The organism is Archangium lansingense (assembly GCF_026626635.1).
Lineage (GTDB): Bacteria > Myxococcota > Myxococcia > Myxococcales > Myxococcaceae > Archangium > Archangium lansingense.
The window spans coordinates 10423323-10443171 of sequence record NZ_JAPNKA010000001.1; the positions used below are offsets into that span (position 1 = coordinate 10423323).

Below are 19849 nucleotides of genomic sequence, written 5' to 3' on the forward strand. Positions count from 1 at the left end.
CCATGCCCACCGAGCCCACCCTTCTGCGCTACATGACACGCTTCCGCTGCATCGCGGAGCGCTGTGAGGACACCTGCTGCTCGGGGCTGAAGGTACCGGTGAGCGAGCCGCAGTGGGCCCGGATGCGGGCGGCGGTGGCGGGCAGCCCCGAGGAGTCGGAACGCCTGCACCAGTGCATCACCCCGAATCCAGGCGGAGCCTCCACGGAGCACGCCTTCATCCAGATGAGGCCGGACGGGTACTGCCCCTTGCTGGACACGGAACGGCTCTGCTCGCTCCAGCGCCGCCACGGGGACGCGCTGCTGCCGGACATCTGCGCCACCTTCCCGCGTGTCGTCACCCGGTGGGGCGAGCGACTGGAGGTGTCGGGAACCCTGGCCTGCCCGGAGGTGGCGCGCCTGTGCCTGCTGGAGGAGGACGCGGTGGAGCCCGTGCCCACGCCCGGCGAGGACTCGCCCATCCCCCGGCCGGGGACGGAGAGACACATCCCCGTGGACGAGGAGGACGCCTACGCCTTCCACGCGGAGACTGTGCGCGAGGCCCTGCTGCGGCTGCTGCACCGGCGTGAGTATCCCCTCGCCTCGCGGCTCGCGATGCTTGGACACCTGGCCCACGGGTTGGACGGCTTCTATTTCCGAGGGACGGAGTCCTTCCGAGGTGAGGACCGGGCCGCAGCCGAGACGCTATTGAGCGAGGTGCTTCAGCGCTTCGAATCACCTGACGTGCTGGAGGCGGTGCACCGGGATTTCATGGGGCTGGCGCTCCCGGGTGGCCCATGCGTGGGCCTGTTCAGCTCGGTGCTGCGGGCACGGCTGGCGGCGGGTCGAGGCGAGCGCTTCTCCATCCTGGCCCGAGGCGTCCTGGAATCACTCGGGCTCCAGCAAGGCGCACCGGGAGACCTGGATGCAGCCTGGCGCACCTATGCGGAGCGGTGGCAGCAGTTGAAAGCCCTGCATGGTGAGCGGGTGCACCGGTACTTCGACAACTACGCCGCCCATGCCCTCTGGCGCGGCCCGCTCATCGACGCGCCGAGCCTGCTCGCGTACGTGTTCCGCCTGGCCCTACGGGTGGGACTGCTCCGCCTGTCATTGGTGGGCCATCCCCGGGTGGCGAAGCTCTGCCAGGAGTCCTCCCCCACCGCCGAGGCCCGGGAGCAGTTGGACCGAGCGGCGGTGGAGACCTTTCAGCTCGTGGCCAAGCACGTGGAGCAGTCGCCGGACTTCCTCGCGCTCGCCGAAGGACTCGTGGGTCCGGGACGCGGCGCAGAAGCCCTGGGCAAGGTGCTCGTCTTCGCCACGTTCTGAGCGACTCAGCGCGGGACGAGCCCGATAGAGAGCGCTGCCCCCTGCGGACGGTGGCTCCACTCCAGGAACGACGTACGGAACTCGTTCATCGTCCGTGCGAGTGCGCTCCCTGGGCGTACCGAGAGGGCCTCGTTGCCACCCGGGTCACGCGTGGAGAGACCAATGAGGAAGGGGCCCTCCGGCGCAGGGGTTGGGAAGGGCCGAGCGAAGAGTCTGCGGTCGGCTTCCATCCGGTACACCAGCGCTGTGAGGTGCCCAAGCACCCAGCCCGCGGCCATCTCGCGCGCCTCGGGCGAAGATGCCTCGACGGACACCCGTAGCCGCACGGGCAGCTCCTTCTCGAGGTCCACCGGCTCGAACAGCGCGGCCCAGGAGGCTTCCGTTCCCTCGGCGCGGGCCCGCCGCACCACCTCACGCGCTCGGGTGAGCTCGTCGCGCAGCACTTGATGCGTCGAGCGCGACACATTGCGCCCCGTGTTTCGTGGAGGCAGCGCGGGAGCCACCACCGGCATGAGGTCCCTCCGATCGCCAGCGCGGTAACCCGCCGTCTCGGAGGTCAGCGTCACGGGCCGAGGCCACTGCCAGGCGGAGAACGTCTCGAAGAAGTACGCGAGCAGCCCGCTGTCCGAGGCAGAGGCCTCTCGGGGCGCATGCGTACACGCCCAGGCCACCAGCACCGACCACGACAACCCTCCCAGATAACCCAGCGCGTGTGAGTACACCCCACGAGCCTTCGCCCAGGAGCGAACGGCGCGAAGTACGGTGCGGAAGCGCTCGGCTCCCACGCCTTCGTGCCCCACGGAGTCGAGCAGCGCCCGCGTATCAGCCCAGCCATTGAGCGAGCGGAAACCAGGGGCATCCAGCCGCTCGCCGTACCGCGTCAGCAACTCCGTCGGCGGGCAAGGTGCCACCCCCTCGGGCCGACTCGCATAGGACACGTCGAAGTGCACCCCATCGAGAGACAGCTTCACCAGGGGAAGCGCGGCATCGGCCACGAAGCGCGCGGCCGAGGGTCCCTCCTGCTCGACCACGAGTCGGGTGAGCGCGTGCCCGAAGTCCTCGCGCGAGAGGCTCGCGGGCCCGACCGCCACTGCGTCCACGTCACTCCCAGCGTTGTCCGTCCCCAGCAGGTACGAGCCATACGAAGGAGCTCTGCCCCGAGCCGGGCGCACAGGGCCTCGAGCCTGCCCACCACCGCCTGACGAGCCTGCCGCGTCTCGGCGGAGGGCCACTCCCCGCGAGCCGACAGCACGGCTCGGAGTACGTCTCCCTCTTCAACGGAGGAACGGTCCTTCGTGGCGGTGCTCGCCGTGGTGGAGCGGGAAGCCCCGGAGCGAGGCCTTCCGCCGAGCGGCACGCGCCGGCGAACTTCGAAGGGGCCATCGCCGCGCTTGCTGGTGAGGCATACCTCACTCACCTCGAAACGAAGCGGGCGCCAATCCCGCTCCCAGGTGGCCAACGTGCGCCGGATGGTGGCGGCTGGCGCACGCGGGAGCTGCCCGACGGTCAGGTGCGGTGTGAAGTCGAACTCAGGCTCGTGACCTCGCGCCTCGCCCTTGGGAAACAGCGGCTCGAGTGCAGCGCGCAACGCCTTCAGAGCACCGTGCGGGCGATCATCCGGACGGAGCCACGCCGTGACATCGCTGCTGTGCTCGAAATACCCGAAGCCCGAGAGCACCACGTCGAAGGGCTCGATGTTCCGGAGCGCTTCCGTGATGAGCGCCTCCGCCTCGCCGAAGGAATCCTCTGGCACGAAGGGGAAGAGCAGCGTCACGTGGGGCATCCAGCGCTCGAACTTCGAGTCGTGCACCGCACGCAGGGCCTGGATGGGAGCCCACACCTCCTCGGGAGGGACGAGCACCAGACACGACTGGCGAACGAGCGGCACTGAGAGCGACCGGAGCCTGGCTCTGGGCGCGCGTCGAAGCACACAGCTCAGTCCGAAGTGGTCCGATGCGAAGAGTGCATCCCCGCCGGGACCAGGAGGACCCGAGAGCGGCGCCTCGGCGAAGAGCCCCACCTCTTGAGGGATGAGCCGTCCGGCAGCCGAGCGCACGAGCACGCGGTCGAGACGTTGGCGCCGACCGGTGGTGGTCGTGAGCGCGGCGAGCGTGTTGCGAGATGGGTCGAACGTATACCCCGCGTCACCGGGCCTCAGCGCCGTCCAGGCATCGACGAAACCAGCCTTCGCGAAGTCCTGAACCTCGGGCGCGTCGTCGCCGAAGTTGAAATCACCCACCAGGGCAATGTCGGGGGCCTCGCGTCCCTCCTCCCCGAGAGAGCGGGCCCAGTCGAGGAGCGCCTGGACCTGGACAGCCCGCGCCTTACCTCCAGAGGGGTCGCGGTTGCTCGTCAGGTGCGGCGTGGCCACCCACAGCGAGCCTCCCGGGAGCGCGAGCTCACCCGCGATGATGCGCTTGTCACGGGAGAAGACGCACTGACTCAGCGAAGCAAACGGGAAGCGGGAGAGGAGCACCTGTCCATAGGGCTCGACGGTGGAGGCGTTCGGTCCTTCCGAGACGAAGTAGTGCTCACGCACCCACTGTTTCTCGAGTAACGCGCGGAGGAAAGGCGCGGTGACCTCCTGCAAGGCGATGAGGTCGGAATCGACCGAGCGCAGCAGGGAACTGGTCGCGGCAGTCCGCCGGTGCGTGGCGAGCAACTCCGGGTCGTACAGGTCGAACAGGACGTTGAACGTAGCGACTGTGAGCTCCGCCGGAGAAGGCAGCGCCTCGGCGCCAACCGGCGTTTCCATCTCGACCCAGGCATTGGCGCGCGGGTCGTAGCGATGGAGAGGCAGGGGCGTAAAGCGGGGAGCGGCCTCGGTGGTGGGAGCGGGAAGCGTCGGAGGCAGCGGAGCAGGCGTTTCCGAGGTCTTGAACGTGAGGGAAGACAGCCGGTCGATGCGTTCGCGGCGGTCCCACACCAGCTCGTGACCGCGCTTGAAGTACCAGACGCGGTGCCAGGGGATTTCCCCATCGGGGGTGAACGCTCCGAAGGGCATCTCCTCCAGCGTCTCACCATGGGTGTCGTAGCCGATGACGAACTCGCGCGCGTCGAATCGGGAGTCCCAGCGGATGCGGTGGTACACCTCGCGGCTGGTCTGAAATCTGTCCTGAGACATGGGAGGTACCCTCGCGTACGCGGGGAAGTGGCTCCCTCGCGCCCCACCCGACGCCCTGCACCCGCCGGTCCTGACAGCCTCGGTCGAAGCTCAGCCCTGCGGGATGCCGCGCAGCGCTCGTGAGGCATCGTCGAAGACCTTGGCGAGGACCGGCTCCGCTGGACGGTGGGCATCGAGAAACGCGGAGTCCTCCGGGCGCCCGACATGCTTGAGTACGACCGCAGCACCGAGGGAGCAACTGGGGTCGACCGAGGCCACCAGCCTCCGGGCAAGGGTTCGCAACTCGGTGCGCGCCTCCTCTAGGAGCGAGGGGAGGACCTGCTCCTTGTACAGGAGTAACAGGGAGAAGAGGCGGTCACAGTATCTGGAGGCCTCGCCCTCCTGACTCACGGCCTCCTCGACCGTGGAGGAGGCCGCGGAGATGAAGGAGGGCAACGTGGCGGCCAGTGGGGCTGGCAGATCCGCGTCGAGCACCGTGACGACTCGTGTCTTGTGCTCCACGGGGACCGAGGGGTCACGTGCCCACGCCTGGAGCTCATCCGGAGTCTTCTCCAGAAGAACGAGCAGCCCCTGCAGGGCGCCCCAGTCCTTAGGGTCCATCTGGTCCAGACTTCGCCGGAGGATGGGCAGGAGGTCCGGGTGGCGTCTCTTCCACAGTGCGTTTGCCACCGGGTTCACGTCTCCAGGCTCCGGCCCGGCAGCGGCCAATCGCTCCAACTTTCGTACGAGCGCGGCCCGTGCATCTGCGTCTTCGAGCCGCCCCAGCGCCCTGATGATTTCCTCGGCAACGGAGTCCCCGTCGTAGTCCCCCCGAGCTTCTTCGAGAGCGAGCTGCTGCTCCAGGCGCTTGGCGCTGGCTGAACCGCCAAGTACGCCCAAGCCGAATGCTGCGGCTTGTCGTATGAGCGCATCGGGCTCCTCCAGCATGGCCTCCAGCAAGGCCCTCGCCCTCGGCTCCATTCCGAACCGTGAAACCACCTCGCGAGCCCGGTCCTCTTCTCCCCAAGAGCACGCGTCAACCAGCTCGTCCCGCAACTGCTCCGCGTCCATCCCGTGAGTCATCTCTCACCTGCCTATGGAAAGCTGACACCTGGAGGCACATACCGCCGGACCAGGCGGCCATTGAGCAAGTACAGCTCGTGGATCGCCTTCGGATCCGCGCGGATCATCGACTCGAAGGCATCCAGCTCACGCTGCAAGTCCCGGGCATTGGAGACATAGTTGGTGTTATGCCGTACACCATCCGGCCGGATTGATGAGACATCCGGCTTGCGAAAACCAACCCCTTTGACGGGTTCCCGGTCACGGACATCGACTTTGCTGGCGTTCTGCTGCGGCTTGTTCTTCCTCAAGTCGATATGCCCAGTAGCCTCGCGTCTGGCCAACTCCTCTTCAATTGCCTCGTTGTGCGGTGGGTTCTGCCGTGTGTGGGGCTTGCCATAGCGAGTGGAGAGCTTCGGGCCACCCCCTGAATCCCCACCCGCGCCATCCATCATCGCGCAGACGGCAAGTTCGCCGCAGAGGGACACGGCGGAGGTGCCCACGGCAACCCCCGTGACGATAAGAGAGCCCTCAGCCACCACCTGGGCCGACGCGATGGACTCCAGCAATGGCCCACCCGCTGGCGCATGGCGCAGGGTACTCAGCAAGCTCCACAGGCCGCCCTCGGGTACCTTGGGAAGCACCTGGGGCACTCCGAGGCTGGCGACGACAACCAGAACCCGCAGGGCTGTGCCCCCCAGCGCCTTGCCGAAGCGCTCGGCCGCAGCCTCAAGCTCCTGGGGCGTGATGGCGGCTTCGGATTCCTGGTGAAGACGCAGGCACGCCACGGCCAGGCGACTCAACTCCACCAACCCCACCAGCAGAGACAGACGAACCGTGAGTGCCGCCGCGAATGCCTTTGAGAAGAACGGCTCGGGCGCCAGCCAGGCAGCGAAGTAGACCAGCACCGAGAGCGAGACACTGACCAGGAAGGCCGGGGCGCTGAAGAGTTCCTGGGCGGCTTCGCGAATGCCGTCATCCATGTAGCGGGTGGAGAGCTTGAGGGCGAGGTAGAGGCGGCTCGTCTCCAGGGACGCGGGCATGGGGAGGAGCGCAGGCCCGAAGCGGGAGAGGAAGTCCTCACGCAGCCGCAGCTCCCACGGGGCGGCTGGCTCCAGGCCCGAGCCGGTCGCTCCCGGAGCCTCCAGCATCAGCCGCAACCGAGGGCGGGCATGCGGCCGGAAAGACTCGAACGCCGCGATCAGCGGGCGTATCTCCTCAGCGCTCAGCTTCTCCAGGTTGGGGTGGGGCAGCGAGACAGGGAAGGAGAGTCGTAGCCGGCCTCCGGGAAGGGGGCTGATGAGCACCGGCGGGAGCTCGGACCCGGAGAGTCGGGTGATGGCAGGTCCCCGTGTCCATGATGGCCCGTTCGCGGGAGATTTCGAACCGTGGGAAGCACTTGCCGAGGCCTGGGCCTGCGTCGGCCCTCCATCCGCTGGGATCCGCGCCCGCGAGGTGGCGCACGCAGCAGAAAAAACGAGGCTCAAACTCAGGGTCAGGCGCAGCAACAACGGGACAAGACTCATCGCCTGCAGCATGCCCGGTAAGCTGAACGTCCGCTCTCCTCCAAATCAAGCCGCCTTCCTCTGGCCGCGCGAGAACAGCCGCCGCAGGTTGCGATGCCTCCAGCGGAAGGACAACCGGAAGACGGCAAGTTGTAACGCCCCCAACGCGCGCAGCCTCGGGATGAATCGGACCGAGTCCGTGAGCCGGCACCCCGTCGTGGTGGGGGTGACGATGCGCTCGTGCACCCACTGCTTCTGCGAGAACATCACCGAGCACTCGAGGAAGCGGCGGCCGGGTTCGAACTCGGCGAGCGAGAGGTCGTCGTAGTCGATGGGCAGCAGCCCGAAGAGCAGGATCCAACTCCGGAACATCCGCTGGCCGAGCGCAGGTGGAGCATGCAGCCGGCTGTCTGGTCCTGGCCACGTCATACGCACGAGCGGGAAGAACTCCCGATTGACGCCCTGCATGTCGGTCGCGTGGGACCAGACCTCTTCGGGTGGCGCTCGCAACTCGGAGGAGAGGGAGAAACCGTACTCCCGCGCCGGCCCTGACATGCCCTCATCTCCTCGCGAGCGATGCCCGCTGACTACGGGAAGACCCTCACCCTGGCCCTCTCCCAAAGGGAGAGGGGATTCAGGCGGCTTGCTCGTGCATCACCCGCTCGTCACCGACGACACGCCCATCCGCCAGGCGCACGATGCGGTCTCCCACCTCCGCGGCCTTCTGGTCGTGCGTCACCATCACCACCGTCAGCCCGCGCTCCCGCGTGGCCTCGCGCAGCATCCGCAGCACCTCAGCGCCCGTGCGCGAATCCAGGTTCCCCGTGGGCTCGTCCGCCAACAGCACCGCCGGCTCCATCAGCAGTGCCCTCGCCACCGCCACGCGCTGCATCTCTCCACCGCTCAGCTCGTCCGGCCGGTGGTGCGTGCGGCCGCTCAACCCCACCGTCTCCAGCAACGCCTCGGCCCGCCGCCGCAGCTCCGCCTGCCCCCGGCCCGACAGCAGGCCCGGCAACATCACGTTCTCCAGCGCCGTCATCGTGGGCATCAGGTTGAAGAACTGGAACACGAAGCCCAGCCGCTCGCGGCGGAAGGCGGACAGCTCTTCGTCCTTCATCCGAGACAGCTCGCGCCCGTCGATGCGCAGCGACCCCGAGCCCGCCACGTCCAGTGCGCCCAGAAGGTTCAGCAGCGTGCTCTTCCCCGAGCCCGACGGTCCCATCACCGAGAGAAACTCCCCCTTCGGCACCGTCAGCGACACGCCCGCCAGCGCACGCACCTCCGTGCGCCCGCGCTGATACACCTTCGCGACCTCGACCGCCTCGATCATATCTCTGCCACACCCTCGCGCTCGGCCCAGCCCTCCAGGCCGTTGGGCAGACGGATGCGCACGTAGCGCCCCGTCTCCTCCATGACGCGCACCTTCAACCCGGGGTGCACCTCGAAGGCCACCTTGGCCTCCTCCTTGGGGAACTCCCGAGCGCGCAGCGTGGGAGCGATCACCACGGCCTCGTGCAGCGTCTCGTGCACCCAGACATGCGCGGCCAGCAGAGCGCCGGATGGCACCGACGCGGTCAGCAGCAGGCCCCCCACCACGGCGGCCCAGGCCCGCCCGCCAGGACGCAGCACACGGAAGAGGAACACGAAGGCGAAGCCCGCCAGCCACGTCCCGAGGAAGAGCCACGCCACCAAGTTTCCATGCGTGGCGGCCACCACGCGCTGGAGGAAGGGCTCCTCGGGCGCGGTGCCCACCACCTTGTCGAGCTGCTGAGCTCGAGCCATTGCGAGGTTGGCCTCCAGATCGGGCCCCTCGCCACCGGCCCTGCGTGCACGCTCGAAGGCGAGCACCGCGCGTCCCAGGTCGCCCTGCGACAGGTACGTGGTGCCCAGGTTGTAGTGGATGTCCGGGCCCCCGAAGCCTCGCGAGAGCAGCTTCTCGTAGCCCTCGCGCGCGGTGGTGTAGTCCTGCTTGAGGAAGGACTCGTTGGCCTGCTGGAAGAGGAGCTGAGCCTCCTCGGGCGAGTAGTAGGCCTGTCCCAGCAGCGTGGCCACGAGGATGGCGGTGATGGCGCTCACTTGTCCCAACCCTCCATGACAGCCGCGGCATCATCCAGGATGCGCTCGCGAGCAGCCGCTTCCGCGCCGGGTGCAAAGCGTCCGGCGTCACAGGCCTCCAGCACGAAGCGCACGCGCTGGCGGCGCTCCGCATCCACCCCGGCCCCGGCCAGCTTCGCGTCCAGCGCGTCGCGCGTGAGGCCACCCACCGGCGCGTGCAGCCGAGCCTCCAGGAAGTTCAACACGGCCTTCTCCACCTCACCGTAGAAGGCGCTGGAGCTGCCCTCGCGCAGCTTCTCCGCCTCGGCCAGCCGCTTGCGAGCGGCCTTGGCCCGCTGCCGGTTGCGGCTGCTCTCGTCCGGGTTGGACATCCGCCCGCGCACCAGCCCCACCAGGCCCAGCGCCAGCATCAGCCCCACGGGCGACAACACCACCGGCACGAAGAAGGGCCGCTGCCACACGGCCGCCACGGGCTCCTCGAAGCGCGCCTGGTAGCGCAGCGGGCGCAGGCCACTCGCGGTGAGAACATTCTTCTGCTCAGCCGCGGCATCCGCCATCTGCCTGGGCGAGGCCACCACCGGCGCGGAGGTCGTCCCACCCGCGCCAGGCTCCACCGTCAGCACCACCGGCTCGGTGCGGGACACCTCATAGCGGCCCGTCTTCGGATCGAAGTAAGGAAACTCGAGCGCCGGCAGCGTGAAGGTGCCCGTGCGCTGCGGCATCACCAGGTACTCCTGTACCCGGCGGCCCTGGATGCGCCACCTGTTGGGCACCACCTTGTCGGTGGTGGTCGGGTCGTACACCTTGAGCGCGGCGGGCGCCTCCAGCTTGGGCGGGGTGACGTTCTTCACGTTGCCCGAGCCCTCGAGGATGACCTTCACCGTCACCGGCTGGCCCAGCTCCACCCGCGTCTGGGACACCTCCATCGACAGCGCCCACTCGCCCACGTTGGCGCTCGGCATGCCCTTGGGCCCGCCCGGCGGCAGCGGCTTCACCTCGATGTCCAGCGCATTGGAGACGCGGTGCACCCGGTGGCCGGCGAAGAGGAAGCCGGTGGTGATGTCCGCCTCGGCGGCGGTGACGGACAGGGTGCCGCTCTTCACGGGGAAGAGCGCGCGCCGCCTCAGCAGGTAGGTCCGGTAGGGGATGCCGTTGACGACACGCTGCTCGCCGGTGAGCTGCGTAGGGCTCTCCACGTCCTCGCTCCAGAAGCCCTCCAGCTTGGGCATGGTCACCGCATCCACGCTGGAGAGGTCCACGCGCGAGTAGATGTAGAGCGACAGCGTCACCTGCTCGCCCACGTACACCTGCTTCTTGTCGATGGTGGCGCGCAGGAAGAGGTCCGAGTCCCCGCGGGGAATCCGCACGTCGTCCTGCTGCCGGTCGTCGGAACCCTCGTCCTCCTCATCCGCGAACGGGTCCGGCATGCCGCCAAATGGAGTGGGGAAGTTGCGGAACGGATCCTGTGTCCGCTGACGCCCCGCCTGGGCACGAGGAGGCTCGACGTGCCCCCTGCGTACCGTCATCTTGATGGGCTCGGTGCGCCAGGTGCGGCCCCCCGAGGTGAGCACGGCCGGAGGGATGGTGAGAGTGCCCGTGCGGTTGGCCCGCATCATCAGGACGTGCTTGCGCACCGTCTGGATGACGGGAGGACCGCCCCCGCTCATCTCGATGGAGCGCTGTTCGCTCTGCGCGGACGACAACACCTCGAAGTCCTCGGGCGCCGGGAACTGCACCTGGGCATCGCGCGGAGGCTCCACCACCACCACGGTGAGCTGGAAGACGTCCTCCGTGCCCACCTCGGTGCGATCCGCCGTCTGGTAGAACTCGATGGACGCCCACGCTGGCATCGCCACCAGCAACAAGGCGAGAGCGGCCAGCGCCGCGTGGCCGCTACCAGTCCTTCTCATTGGGATTCCTCGGCCGCTTCTTCTGCTGGAAACGCCACAGCTGGAGATTCTTCTCGTTCTGCTTCATCGCATCCAGGAGCCGCTCCGCCTCCTGGCGATCGATCTCTTCCTGGCTCATGCCGGCATCCACCGACTCCGCCTCGCCCTCGGTGCCCCCGTCCGACTCGGTGCCCTCCTCCTCGCTCTGGCCGCCGTCACCCTCGCCACCATCACTCTGGCCTCCGTCGCCCTGGCCACCATCGCCCTGGCCCGCATCGGCGCCCCCATCCTCCTGGCCGCCGTCACCCGGGCCCGCATCACCCTGGCCTCCATCCGGCTGACCCGCATCACCCTGGCCCCCATCCTGCTGGCCCCCATCCATTCCACCGTCCATGCCGGCATCCAGGCCACCGTCGCTGCCACCGTCCTGGCCCGCATCCGCTGGCGTACCACCATCCTGCTGACCCGCATCCGGACCCGCGTCCGGGCGGCCGCCATCCTGCCCGCCGTCCTGGCCGCCATCCGTGCCACCATCTGGGCCGCCCTTCTGGGGTGGAGGCAGGTTGCGCAGCAGCACCTCGTAGTTGTGCCGAGCCTGGGCGTCCGACGGGTCCATCGTGAGCGCGCGGCGGTAGGCCTTCAGCGCCTCGCGTGTGTTGCCCGTCGCCGCGTGGACATTGCCCAGGTTGTAGGTGGCCTTCTGGCGCAGCTCTGGCTGGCTCTGGGTCTCCGCCACGCTCTGGAAGGCCTTCTGCGCCTCGTCATAGCGGCCCAGCTTCATCAACGCGTCGCCACGGTTGAACTCCACCGCGGGGTCGTTCGGACGCTCCTTCTTCGCCTCCTCGAAGGCCGAGAGCGCGTCCTCGTAGCGGCCGGCGGTGTACGCCTCGCGCCCCTTCTGGATCAGCGGGTGCTCTTTCTCGAAAGGCCCGGCGGCCCATGCTCCGGACGGCAGCATCAGCCCCAGAGCGAGCACCCACCACAGCCCTCCACGCATGCCCATGACGTCCCTGCTCACGACGGCCTCCGGCGCGCGGACGGCAGCAGCAACATCCCCATCACCAGCAGCACGAGCCCCGGCAGGGCGAACACCTGGAAGCGCTCGTCGTAACGGACGGTGACGCGGCTCTCCAGCTCGCTCTTCTGCATCTGCTCGATGCGCTCCAGCACCTGGGACATGGCCACGCCGCGCGGCTGGTAATAGAAGGTGCCGCCGGTGGCCTCGGCGATGGAGGCGAGTCCCGCGCGGTCCATGCGGGTAATCACCGTCTCGCCACTGCTGTCCTTCTTGTAGTCCACGAACTCGCCACGGCGGTTGTAGACGGGGATGGGCTCGCCCTGCTCGGAGCCCACGCCCACCGTGAGCACCTGGACGTTGGCGTCCTTGAGCGCGGCCACGGCCTCGTCCACCTGGCCCACCAGGTCCTCGCCGTCGGACAGCAGCACCACCACGCGCTCCTTGGCGCCCCGGTCCGCGTTCTCCAGCACCTGCTTGGCCAGCATCAACGCGTCGCCGATGTTGCTGCCACCCTGGGGCATCTGCTCCGGGTCCACCGCGCGCAGGAAGAGCTTCACCGCCGAGTAGTCCGAGGTGAGGGGCGACTGGATGAAGGCATCGCCAGCGAAGGCGACCAGGCCCACCCGGTCCCCCTTCAGCTCGTCCAGCAGCGTGGTGAGCTCCAGCCGAGCGCGCTCCAGGCGGCTGGGCTGCACGTCGCGGGCGAGCATGGACTTGGAGGCATCCAGCACCACCACCACATCGATGCCGCGGCGCTTCGTCAGCTCGCTCTTGGTGCCACACTGAGGCTGGGCCAGCGCAAACCCGAAGAGCAGCAGTCCCAGCCCGTAAAAGCCGCCCTGCACCGCCGGGCGCCAGCGCGAGGTACCGGGAGCCAGCTTGTCCACGAGCCGCTCGTTGAGCAGCGCGCTCACGCGGGAGCGTCGGCGCAGCGCCGACAGCAGAGCCAGGGTGCCCACCAGCCCGCCCACCACGCACAGCGCGAGGAAGAGAGGCTTGGCCAGCCCCATCTGGTAGCCCAGGAAGACGAAGCGCCAGGGCTCCGACAGCGTGCGCAAGAGGTCCGTCGGATTCACGGGAACACCCTCAGGAAGGTGGCGCGCAGGAGCAGCTCCAGCGCGGCGAGTCCGAAGGCCAGCAGCAGGTACGAGTGGTAGTCCTCACGGTAGTTGGCCGTGGCCCCACCCTCCATCAGCTTGGAGCGCTCCAGCGAGTCCAGCACCTTCTGGAGGCCCAGCTTGAGGCTCTCCGGGTCGGTGGCGCGGTAGTACTCGCCGCCCGTCTGGTCGGCGATGTCCTGGAGCAGCTCGGGGTTGATGGGAATCTCCGTCTCGCGCCAGACGGTGTTGCCGAACAGGTCCGTCCCCTGAGGGAAGGGCACCTTGCCGCCCTTGCCCACGAGGATGGTGTAGATGGGGATGTTCAGCGACTTCGCCATGGAAGCTGAGTCCAGCGGAGAAATCTTGCCGGCGTTGTTGTCGCCGTCGGTGATGAGCACCACCACGCGGCTCTTGGCCTCCGAGTCCCGGAGGCGATTGAGGGCGGTGGCAAGCGCGTCGCCGATGGCAGTGCCGTCCTCGAGCACACGGGTGCGCAGCTGCCGCAGCACTTCCTTGAGCACACCGTAGTCGAGCGTCAGCGGAGCCTGCGTGTAGGCCGCGCCAGCGAACACCACCAGGCCGATGCGGTCGTTGACGCGGCTGGTGATGAACTCGGCGAGCACCTCCTTGGCCACGTGGAGACGGTTCTGCGGGCGAAAGTCGCCGGCCTCCATGGAAGTGGACAGGTCGAGCGCGACGACGATGTCGATGCCCTCCACGCTCGCGTCCCTCACGCGTGCATCGCGGGACTGGGGCCGGGCGAGCGCGACGACGGCGGCGACCACGGCGAAGACGCGCAGGAAGGGCAGCATCGGCAGCATGTACGTGCGCAGACCGCGGCCCTGGCTGGCGAGTACGTGCGCCGCGGAGAAGCGCAGCACGGCACGGGAGCGCCGCTCACGCCAGGCCCACGCGAGGAGGACCGGCACGAGCAGCAATCCCCACAAGAACTCGGGGCTATGAAACGCGGGGACCGGAGGCATGGGACACGGAAGCGGCCTCGGGGAGAGGCGGCACGAGAGGGGGCCAAGTCTTGTCCAGCAGCTCGTAGCCGAAGGCGAGCGCCTCGCGGCACGACTCCGGCGACGACTCGGCACGGGCGTACTTGACCAGGTCGGACTCGGAGACGAAGCGCATCAGTCCGTCCTCGGGGAACTTGAGGGGCTGCTTGCGCCGCAGCGCCACCATCAGCTCCGAGCTGGTGCACTCGAGGGCGTCGAAGCCGTAACGCTCGCCCAGGTAGCCACGGATGATCTCCGACAGCCGGAAGTAGAAGTCCTTCACCCTGCCCTGGGCGGGCAGGTCCTCGGACTTGAGGGTGTCCAGCGCCTGGCGGGTGCGCACGTCCAGGGGAAGCAGCGGCTTGACCTCGACCTGGGGGCGGTTGCGGTACTTCTCGAAGAGCCGCCACGCCACGAGGCCCACCACGATGGCGCCCAGCAGTCCCAGCAGCCACCACAGGAGCGTCCAGGAGCGAATGGCCACCTCGGTGGGCGGCTGGATGTCCTTGAGGTCCGCGCCCTCCGCCTCGGCGTCCTGGGGCAAGGTGGAGGCCACCTCCAGGGTGCGGGCCGGCGCCACGAAGCGCCTGGGGCCCTCCTGCGTGGAGGACACGAGGAAGGGAAGCTCGGGCAGCGTGAGCATGCCCAGGTTGAAGGCGGACAGCTTCAACCGGAAGGTGGTGACGGCGGGCTCCTTGCCAGCCTCCGGGGGCGTGCGCGCCTGGGACAGCAGCTCGAAGTCCCCCAGGTCCGGCGGCAGCTCCAGCTCGTAGCGCTGGTCCGCCGGGTGGGTGATGACCAGCTCGTAGACGAAGGGCTCACCGAGGAGCACCTGCTCGGGCTGCACGCGGGCCTGGAAACCCGTGGGCTCCACGTCCGGCAGCGTCGCGCTGGCTGGCGCCGGAGCCGGGGCGGGTGCCGGTGCCTGGGCCAGGGCCGGCGAGACAAGGAGGAATGCGCAGAGGGCCAGCCACTTCATGCCGCCATCCTCCGGGAGCGGGCGCGGAAGAAGCGCACCAGCGCCATGCCATGGTCATCGCCGGTGCTCAGCTCCACGTGGTCCAGCTCCAGCTTCTTGAAGAGCCTGCGCCGCTCCTCACGCCGCGCCTGCATGGCACGGGCAAAGCGGCCACGGACGAGCGGGTCGCTCGTGTCCACCACGAAGCGCTCGCCCGTCTCCGGGTCCTCCATCTCCACCAGGCCCAGCCGGGGGAACTCCTGCTCGAGCGGATCCTCGATGACCACGGGCACCAGGTCATGCTTGCGGCCCACCAGGCGCAGCGGCGGCTCGTAGCCATCGGCGAGGAAGTCCGAGATGAGGAACGTCACCGTCTTCCGGCGTGCCAGGCGGCTGAGGTAGGTGAGGCCGGCGGCCAGGTCCGTCCCCTTCCCCTTTGGCTGGAAGGTGAGGATGTCGCTCACCAGCCGCATCACGTGCGTGCGGCCCTTGCGCGGCGGCACCACCTTCTCCACCCGGTCCGAGAAGAGGATGAGCCCCACCCGGTCGTTGTTGGCGATGGCGCTGAAGGCAATCTGGGCGGCCACCTCGGCGGCCACCTCCGACTTGGAGTGCTCGCGCGAGCCGAACTCCTTCGAGGCCGACACGTCCACCAGGAGCATCACCGTGAGCTCGCGCTCCTCGGTGAAGACCTTGACGTAGGCCTCGTTCATGCGGGCGGTGACGTTCCAGTCGATGATGCGGATTTCATCACCGGGCTGGTACTGCCGCACCTCGGAGAAGGCCATGCCCCGGCCCTTGAAGACCGAGTGGTACTGGCCGGCGAGCATGTCCGACACCACCTTGCGGGTGCGGATCTCCAGCTTACGGATGCGGCGGATGATGTCCTTGGCGAGCACGACGCGCCCCCTGGGCTCTCCTGGGTCGGGTTACGGGACCTCGACGCGATCGAAGACGCGCTGGATGAGCTTCTCGGTGGTGAGCTCCTCGGCCTCGGCCTCGTAGGTGAGGGCGATGCGGTGGCGGAGCACATCGAAGGCCACGGCCTTGACGTCCTCGGGGGTGACGAAGCCACGGTGTCGCAGGAAGGCATGGGCCCGAGAGGCCTGGCTCAGCGCGATGGTGGCACGCGGGCTGGCCCCGAACTGGATGTAGTCCGCCTGGTCCTTGAGGCCGTAACGCCCCGGCTCACGCGTGGCGAAGACCACGTTGAGGATGTAGTCCTTCACCTTCTCGTCCATGTAGATCTGCGTGACGAGCTCGCGGGCGCGCACCAGGTGCTGCAGGTCGATGACCTTCTGAGCCTGCGGGGGCTTCCCGCCGCTCATGCGGTCCATGATGACCTTCTCCTCCTCGCGCGTGGGGTAGCCCACCTTCACCTTGAGCATGAAGCGGTCCACCTGCGCCTCGGGCAGCGGGTAGGTCCCCTCCTGCTCGATGGGGTTCTGGGTGGCCAGCACCAGGAAGGGCGAGGGCAACGGGAAGGACGTGTCACCGATGGTGACCTGGCGCTCCTGCATGGCCTCCAGCAGGGCGGACTGCACCTTGGCTGGAGCGCGGTTGATTTCGTCGGCCAGCAGCACGTTGGCGAAGACGGGACCCTTGCGGACCGTGAAGTTCGCCGCCTGCTGGTTGTAGATCATCGTGCCCACCACGTCCGCGGGCAGCAGATCCGGGGTGAACTGGATGCGCATGAAGGAGGCGCTGATGCTGTCGGCGATGGTGCGCACCGTGAGCGTCTTGGCGAGGCCCGGCACGCCCTCGAGCAGGACGTGGCCGTTGCACAAGAGGCCGATGAGGATGCGCTCCAGCATGTAGCGCTGGCCGACGATGACCTTGCCGACCTCCTGGTTGAGGAGCTCGACGAAGCTGCTCTCCTGCTGGACGCGCTCGGTGAGCGCCCGGATGTCCGTGTTCATATGTGCCGTCTCGACTGACCCTGGAGGAGGCGGGCAGCCTAGGGTGTGTAGGTACGCCGCTCAACAACCCATCACGCCGGGCATTCCAGTAATTTCGGGCGTCCATGCCCCCGGAACCACCCAGGAATGACCCGCAGGAGTACCCCAAACCACATCGGGACGGGGAACGCCAACCTTCTGATGGGGACGAGCCGCTCCTTCGAGCAGCGGGCGACCTCGGGGCACCCCGTCTCCCGGGGCCGGTGGAGGCAGGGCTGTTGGGGGAGCTGGCCCCCAAGGTGAGCGCCCGGATGTGCCCGCTGGCCGGGGGAGGAGCGCTGCGGCTCCTGGAGGGTGGGGAGGGCCCGACGGTGGTCCTCCTCCACGGCCGGGGGAACGCGGCGAGCATGTGGTTCCCGCTCCTTACCGAGCTGGCGCGGGAACATCGGGTGGTGGCGGTGGATCTGCCGGGCTTCGGGTGCTCCTCGGTGCCTGCGGGGCCTGTGCGCACGGCCGAGGACGGGCTGCTCTTCTTCGTCGAGCCAGTGGAGGAGGTGCTGTCCACGCGGGCACCGGGGCCGATGACGCTGGTGGGGCACTCGCTGGGCGGGCTGGTGTCCCTGGAGCTGGCGCTGCGAGGCCGAATGCCCGTGGAGCGACTGGTACTGGTGGACGCGATGGGGCTGGGCCCGGACATGGCGCGGGATGCCCGGCTCTTCTTCCGCGTGGGGCCGGAGCGGGTGGCGCGCGTGCTGGGACCGAAGCTCTTCGGGCGCATCGCGCCGCTGCCGGACACGCCGCTCAACCGGCGACTGGCGGCGCTGGGATACGAGTTGATGACGGTGCCCGGGGGCAGACCCGAGGCCACGCGGGCCTTCAACACGCTGGTGCCGCTGACGGGCGGCGTGTTCCACCGCTCCGAGCGGCTGGGCGAGGTGAAGCAATCCACCCTGCTCTACTGGGGCGAGCACGATACGGTGCTGCCTGTTTCACTCGCCGAGGCGGCGGTGAAGGTCATGCCCGATGCACGGCTCGTGCGGGTGCCGGCCGGGCACAGTCCGCACCTGGAGCAAGCAACTGACCTCCGAAGTTGGATTTGACCCCTCTCAAAGGGGCGGGATAGAAGCCCCGCCCCATGCCATTCTCCGCCCGCGTACTCGCCGTCTTGATGAGCAGTGCTTCCCTGTTGGGTTGCGAGCAGGCGAAGACGGAGCCCACGTTTGACTATGGGCCCAAGCGTGGGCTCGTCGCGCAACTGCGGAGTGCACTCGAGAAGGAGCCCTGCGACCGGACGAAGGCGGTGCAGTACATCCAGACCGTGTTCTCCGCCGGGGACTGGCGGGGAAGCATCCAGTTCGCCGACGACTTCAGCGCGCGGTGCGGGAAGTTCCCCCAGCTCCGGTCCATCAGCTACTCGGCGCACATGCAGCTGAGTGAGTTCGACCTCGCCATCCGGGATGCCACGGAGCTCATCGACAGCGCGCCGGGCAATGCCGGGTATTGGGTCTGGCGCGCCATGGCCCACCAGTCCCGCGAGCAGTCCGAGCAGGCCCTGGGCGATTTCCAGCAAGCCTTCCGCCTCCAGCCTGAGCAGTTCCAGGTGGCCAACCAGCTGGCCACCGCCTACGAGCGGCTGGACCGGCCGTGTGAGGGCCACCTCGTGATGCTGGAGCATCAGCAGTCCAACATCGAGTCCCTCGGACGCCCCGAAGTGACGAAACGGATCGCCCAGTTGGCTGCAATGGGGTGCGAGTCCGGGAAGGGCAAGGCGGTGGTGCCGGTCAGCAAGACGGGCACCATGTGGGTGGAGCCGCTGGTCAATGGCAAGACGCGCGGCCGGTTCATCCTGGACACCGGAGCGAACTCGGTGGCCATCTCGCAGGCGTTCGCGGACCGGCTTGGATTGAAGCTCGAGGGCGCTCGGAAGCTCTCGTTCCACACGGCCAAGGGCCTCATCCAGGCTCCGGTGGTCCGGGTCCCGAGCATCGCGCTCCAGGGGGCTCAGGCCGAGAACGTCGAGGTGGCCGTCATGTCCACCCTGCCTCCGGACGTGGACGGACTGCTGGGGCTCGGTTTCCTGGCGCGCTTCGAGATGAGGCTCGATGCCCAGGCGGGCCGACTAGAGCTCACCGAGCGCAAGCGCTAGCGCTAGCGCGCCTCCGCCGAGGCTTCGGTGAAGGTCATGCCCGACGCGAGGCTCGTGCGGGTGCCGGCTGGGCATAGTCCACACCTGGAGCAACCGGAGAGCTTTCTCTCGGCGGACTTGTTCCGCTGAGTGGGTGAGCGGCTCCGCTACTTCCTGGCCTTGCGCTTGAGACTCCGCACCAGCGCAACCCAACGGTCAGCCCACGTCGTGTGGTCGATGTCGTAGAAAGCCAGATAGTCGCGGACCAGCTCCTTCCGGCCACATGCAAGTGAGAGGAAGGCAAGCATCACCGCTGTCGGACCCACTTGGGGGAACCATCCAGTAAAGAGGCGGCAAATGGTCATCTGCTGCCGCAGTTGCTCCACTTCACCGTGAGACTTGGCCGTGAGGACGCGGCGGAAGATCTGATGGTCTGCATCCAGAACCTCTGGAGTCAGGATATCAAGCAGTACAATTCCGTCGCCCCAGCGTTTCGCAAACATGGCGAACTCCGTCAGAGCCTCGTCAGCCAGGTTGCGCACCAACTCCTCTGCCTCCTCGTGGCTGTTACCGTAACCGAAGAACTGGCTGCGCTCGTGGTCTCGGAGACGGCGCATCAACCAACACTCGTTCGCACCGCCAGGGGCACCACTCAACGGAGGGAAAGGGGGCACTTCCGCGAAGTGCACGCCCATATCCACCGTAAAGCTGCCTCCGAATCTCGCAGCCTCGAAGGCGATGACGTGCACCTGCTCACCACGACGGGTGTAGGTCCTGCGGTTGGCCTCGAACCCTCGTGGCACGACGAGGGCCTTCATCATCCTGTCACGG

Annotated in this window: 17 protein-coding genes and 1 pseudogene; 3 read left to right on the forward strand and 15 right to left on the reverse strand. The window is 68.2% G+C overall.

From position 1 onward, the window contains the following. Positions 1-2: 2 nt before the first annotated feature. Entirely contained in the window at positions 3-1304 is a 1302-nt protein-coding gene (fliB, locus tag OV287_RS41565) for a flagellin lysine-N-methylase (RefSeq protein ID WP_267539581.1), read from the forward strand. A gap of 5 nt (positions 1305-1309) precedes the next feature. On the opposite strand, the gene OV287_RS41570 is transcribed toward fliB, so the two are convergent. The 14 genes and pseudogenes from OV287_RS41570 to OV287_RS41635 form a co-directional block, all read right to left on the reverse strand. Beyond that, the gene (locus OV287_RS41570) at positions 1310-2536 is read right to left on the reverse strand and encodes a poly(A) polymerase (protein ID WP_373371869.1); all 1227 of its coding nucleotides are present in this window, start codon (positions 2534-2536) and stop codon (positions 1310-1312) included. Positions 2537-2745: 209 nt separating this feature from the next. Next, positions 2746-4428 (reverse strand): annotated as a pseudogene (locus OV287_RS41575) (RNA repair domain-containing protein); the annotation flags it as partial. A gap of 90 nt (positions 4429-4518) precedes the next feature. Then, positions 4519-5490: a HEAT repeat domain-containing protein gene (locus tag OV287_RS41580; protein ID WP_267539583.1), complete on the reverse strand. Its 972-nt coding sequence runs from the start codon at positions 5488-5490 to the stop codon at positions 4519-4521. 11 nt (positions 5491-5501) lie between these two features. Further along, a complete protein-coding gene (locus OV287_RS41585; RefSeq protein ID WP_267539584.1) occupies positions 5502-6776 on the reverse strand; it encodes a hypothetical protein in 1275 nt (424 codons plus the stop codon). A gap of 264 nt (positions 6777-7040) precedes the next feature. Continuing rightward, entirely contained in the window at positions 7041-7529 is a 489-nt protein-coding gene (locus tag OV287_RS41590; protein ID WP_267539585.1) for an Rv1443c family protein, read from the reverse strand. Between the two features lie 79 nt (positions 7530-7608). Next, positions 7609-8304 (reverse strand): ABC transporter ATP-binding protein, encoded by a 696-nt coding sequence (locus OV287_RS41595; RefSeq protein WP_267539586.1) that lies wholly within the window; start codon positions 8302-8304, stop codon positions 7609-7611. Beyond that, on the reverse strand, positions 8301-9050 hold the full coding sequence (locus tag OV287_RS41600; RefSeq protein ID WP_267539587.1) for an SH3 domain-containing protein: 750 nt from the start codon (positions 9048-9050) through the stop codon (positions 8301-8303). The genes OV287_RS41595 and OV287_RS41600 overlap by 4 nt, the downstream gene beginning before the upstream one ends. After that, complete coding sequence (locus OV287_RS41605) at positions 9047-10939, reverse strand: BatD family protein (RefSeq protein ID WP_267539588.1); 1893 nt, start codon at positions 10937-10939, stop codon at positions 9047-9049. Before OV287_RS41605 ends, OV287_RS41600 begins: the two co-directional genes overlap by 4 nt. Next, complete coding sequence (locus tag OV287_RS41610) at positions 10923-11936, reverse strand: tetratricopeptide repeat protein (RefSeq protein WP_373371870.1); 1014 nt, start codon at positions 11934-11936, stop codon at positions 10923-10925. Before OV287_RS41610 ends, OV287_RS41605 begins: the two co-directional genes overlap by 17 nt. Further along, positions 11933-12946: a VWA domain-containing protein gene (locus OV287_RS41615; RefSeq protein ID WP_267542525.1), complete on the reverse strand. Its 1014-nt coding sequence runs from the start codon at positions 12944-12946 to the stop codon at positions 11933-11935. The genes OV287_RS41610 and OV287_RS41615 overlap by 4 nt, the downstream gene beginning before the upstream one ends. 62 nt (positions 12947-13008) lie before the next feature. Then, the gene (locus OV287_RS41620) at positions 13009-13965 is read right to left on the reverse strand and encodes a vWA domain-containing protein (RefSeq protein ID WP_267539589.1); all 957 of its coding nucleotides are present in this window, start codon (positions 13963-13965) and stop codon (positions 13009-13011) included. Between the two features lie 28 nt (positions 13966-13993). After that, entirely contained in the window at positions 13994-15016 is a 1023-nt protein-coding gene (locus tag OV287_RS41625; RefSeq protein ID WP_267539590.1) for a DUF4381 family protein, read from the reverse strand. After that, the gene (locus OV287_RS41630; RefSeq protein WP_267539591.1) at positions 15013-15894 is read right to left on the reverse strand and encodes a DUF58 domain-containing protein; all 882 of its coding nucleotides are present in this window, start codon (positions 15892-15894) and stop codon (positions 15013-15015) included. Before OV287_RS41630 ends, OV287_RS41625 begins: the two co-directional genes overlap by 4 nt. Before the next feature lie 30 nt (positions 15895-15924). Continuing rightward, positions 15925-16914 carry an AAA family ATPase gene (locus OV287_RS41635; RefSeq protein ID WP_267539592.1) on the reverse strand — a complete coding sequence of 330 codons (990 nt, stop codon included), beginning with the start codon at positions 16912-16914 and terminating at the stop codon, positions 15925-15927. 257 nt (positions 16915-17171) lie between these two features. On the opposite strand from OV287_RS41635, the gene OV287_RS41640 reads away from it, so the two are divergent. Together OV287_RS41640 and OV287_RS41645 are read left to right on the forward strand one after the other, a co-directional pair. Further along, the gene (locus OV287_RS41640; protein ID WP_267539593.1) at positions 17172-17993 is read left to right on the forward strand and encodes an alpha/beta fold hydrolase; all 822 of its coding nucleotides are present in this window, start codon (positions 17172-17174) and stop codon (positions 17991-17993) included. 35 nt (positions 17994-18028) lie between these two features. Next, entirely contained in the window at positions 18029-19039 is a 1011-nt protein-coding gene (locus OV287_RS41645; RefSeq protein WP_267539594.1) for a TIGR02281 family clan AA aspartic protease, read from the forward strand. A 146-nt stretch (positions 19040-19185) separates the two neighbouring features. On the opposite strand, the gene OV287_RS41650 is transcribed toward OV287_RS41645, so the two are convergent. Then, on the reverse strand, positions 19186-19839 hold the full coding sequence (locus tag OV287_RS41650) for a hypothetical protein (protein ID WP_267539595.1): 654 nt from the start codon (positions 19837-19839) through the stop codon (positions 19186-19188). Positions 19840-19849: the final 10 nt, after the last annotated feature.

Excerpts from the sequence above, each read along its gene's own strand:
- OV287_RS41635 (WP_267539592.1), bottom strand. The coding sequence starts at position 16,914 with ATGAACACGGACATCCGGGCGCTCACCGAGCGCGTCCAGCAGGAGAGC.
- OV287_RS41645 (WP_267539594.1), top strand. The coding sequence starts at position 18,029 with ATGCCATTCTCCGCCCGCGTACTCGCCGTCTTGATGAGCAGTGCTTCC.
- OV287_RS41615 (WP_267542525.1), bottom strand. The coding sequence starts at position 12,946 with ATGGGGCTGGCCAAGCCTCTCTTCCTCGCGCTGTGCGTGGTGGGCGGG.
- OV287_RS41595 (WP_267539586.1), bottom strand. The coding sequence starts at position 8,304 with ATGATCGAGGCGGTCGAGGTCGCGAAGGTGTATCAGCGCGGGCGCACG.
- OV287_RS41650 (WP_267539595.1), bottom strand. The coding sequence starts at position 19,839 with ATGATGAAGGCCCTCGTCGTGCCACGAGGGTTCGAGGCCAACCGCAGG.
- OV287_RS41580 (WP_267539583.1), bottom strand. The coding sequence starts at position 5,490 with ATGACTCACGGGATGGACGCGGAGCAGTTGCGGGACGAGCTGGTTGAC.
- OV287_RS41625 (WP_267539590.1), bottom strand. The coding sequence starts at position 15,016 with ATGAAGTGGCTGGCCCTCTGCGCATTCCTCCTTGTCTCGCCGGCCCTG.
- OV287_RS41590 (WP_267539585.1), bottom strand. The coding sequence starts at position 7,529 with ATGTCAGGGCCGGCGCGGGAGTACGGTTTCTCCCTCTCCTCCGAGTTG.
- fliB (WP_267539581.1), top strand. The coding sequence starts at position 3 with ATGCCCACCGAGCCCACCCTTCTGCGCTACATGACACGCTTCCGCTGC.
- OV287_RS41605 (WP_267539588.1), bottom strand. The coding sequence starts at position 10,939 with ATGAGAAGGACTGGTAGCGGCCACGCGGCGCTGGCCGCTCTCGCCTTG.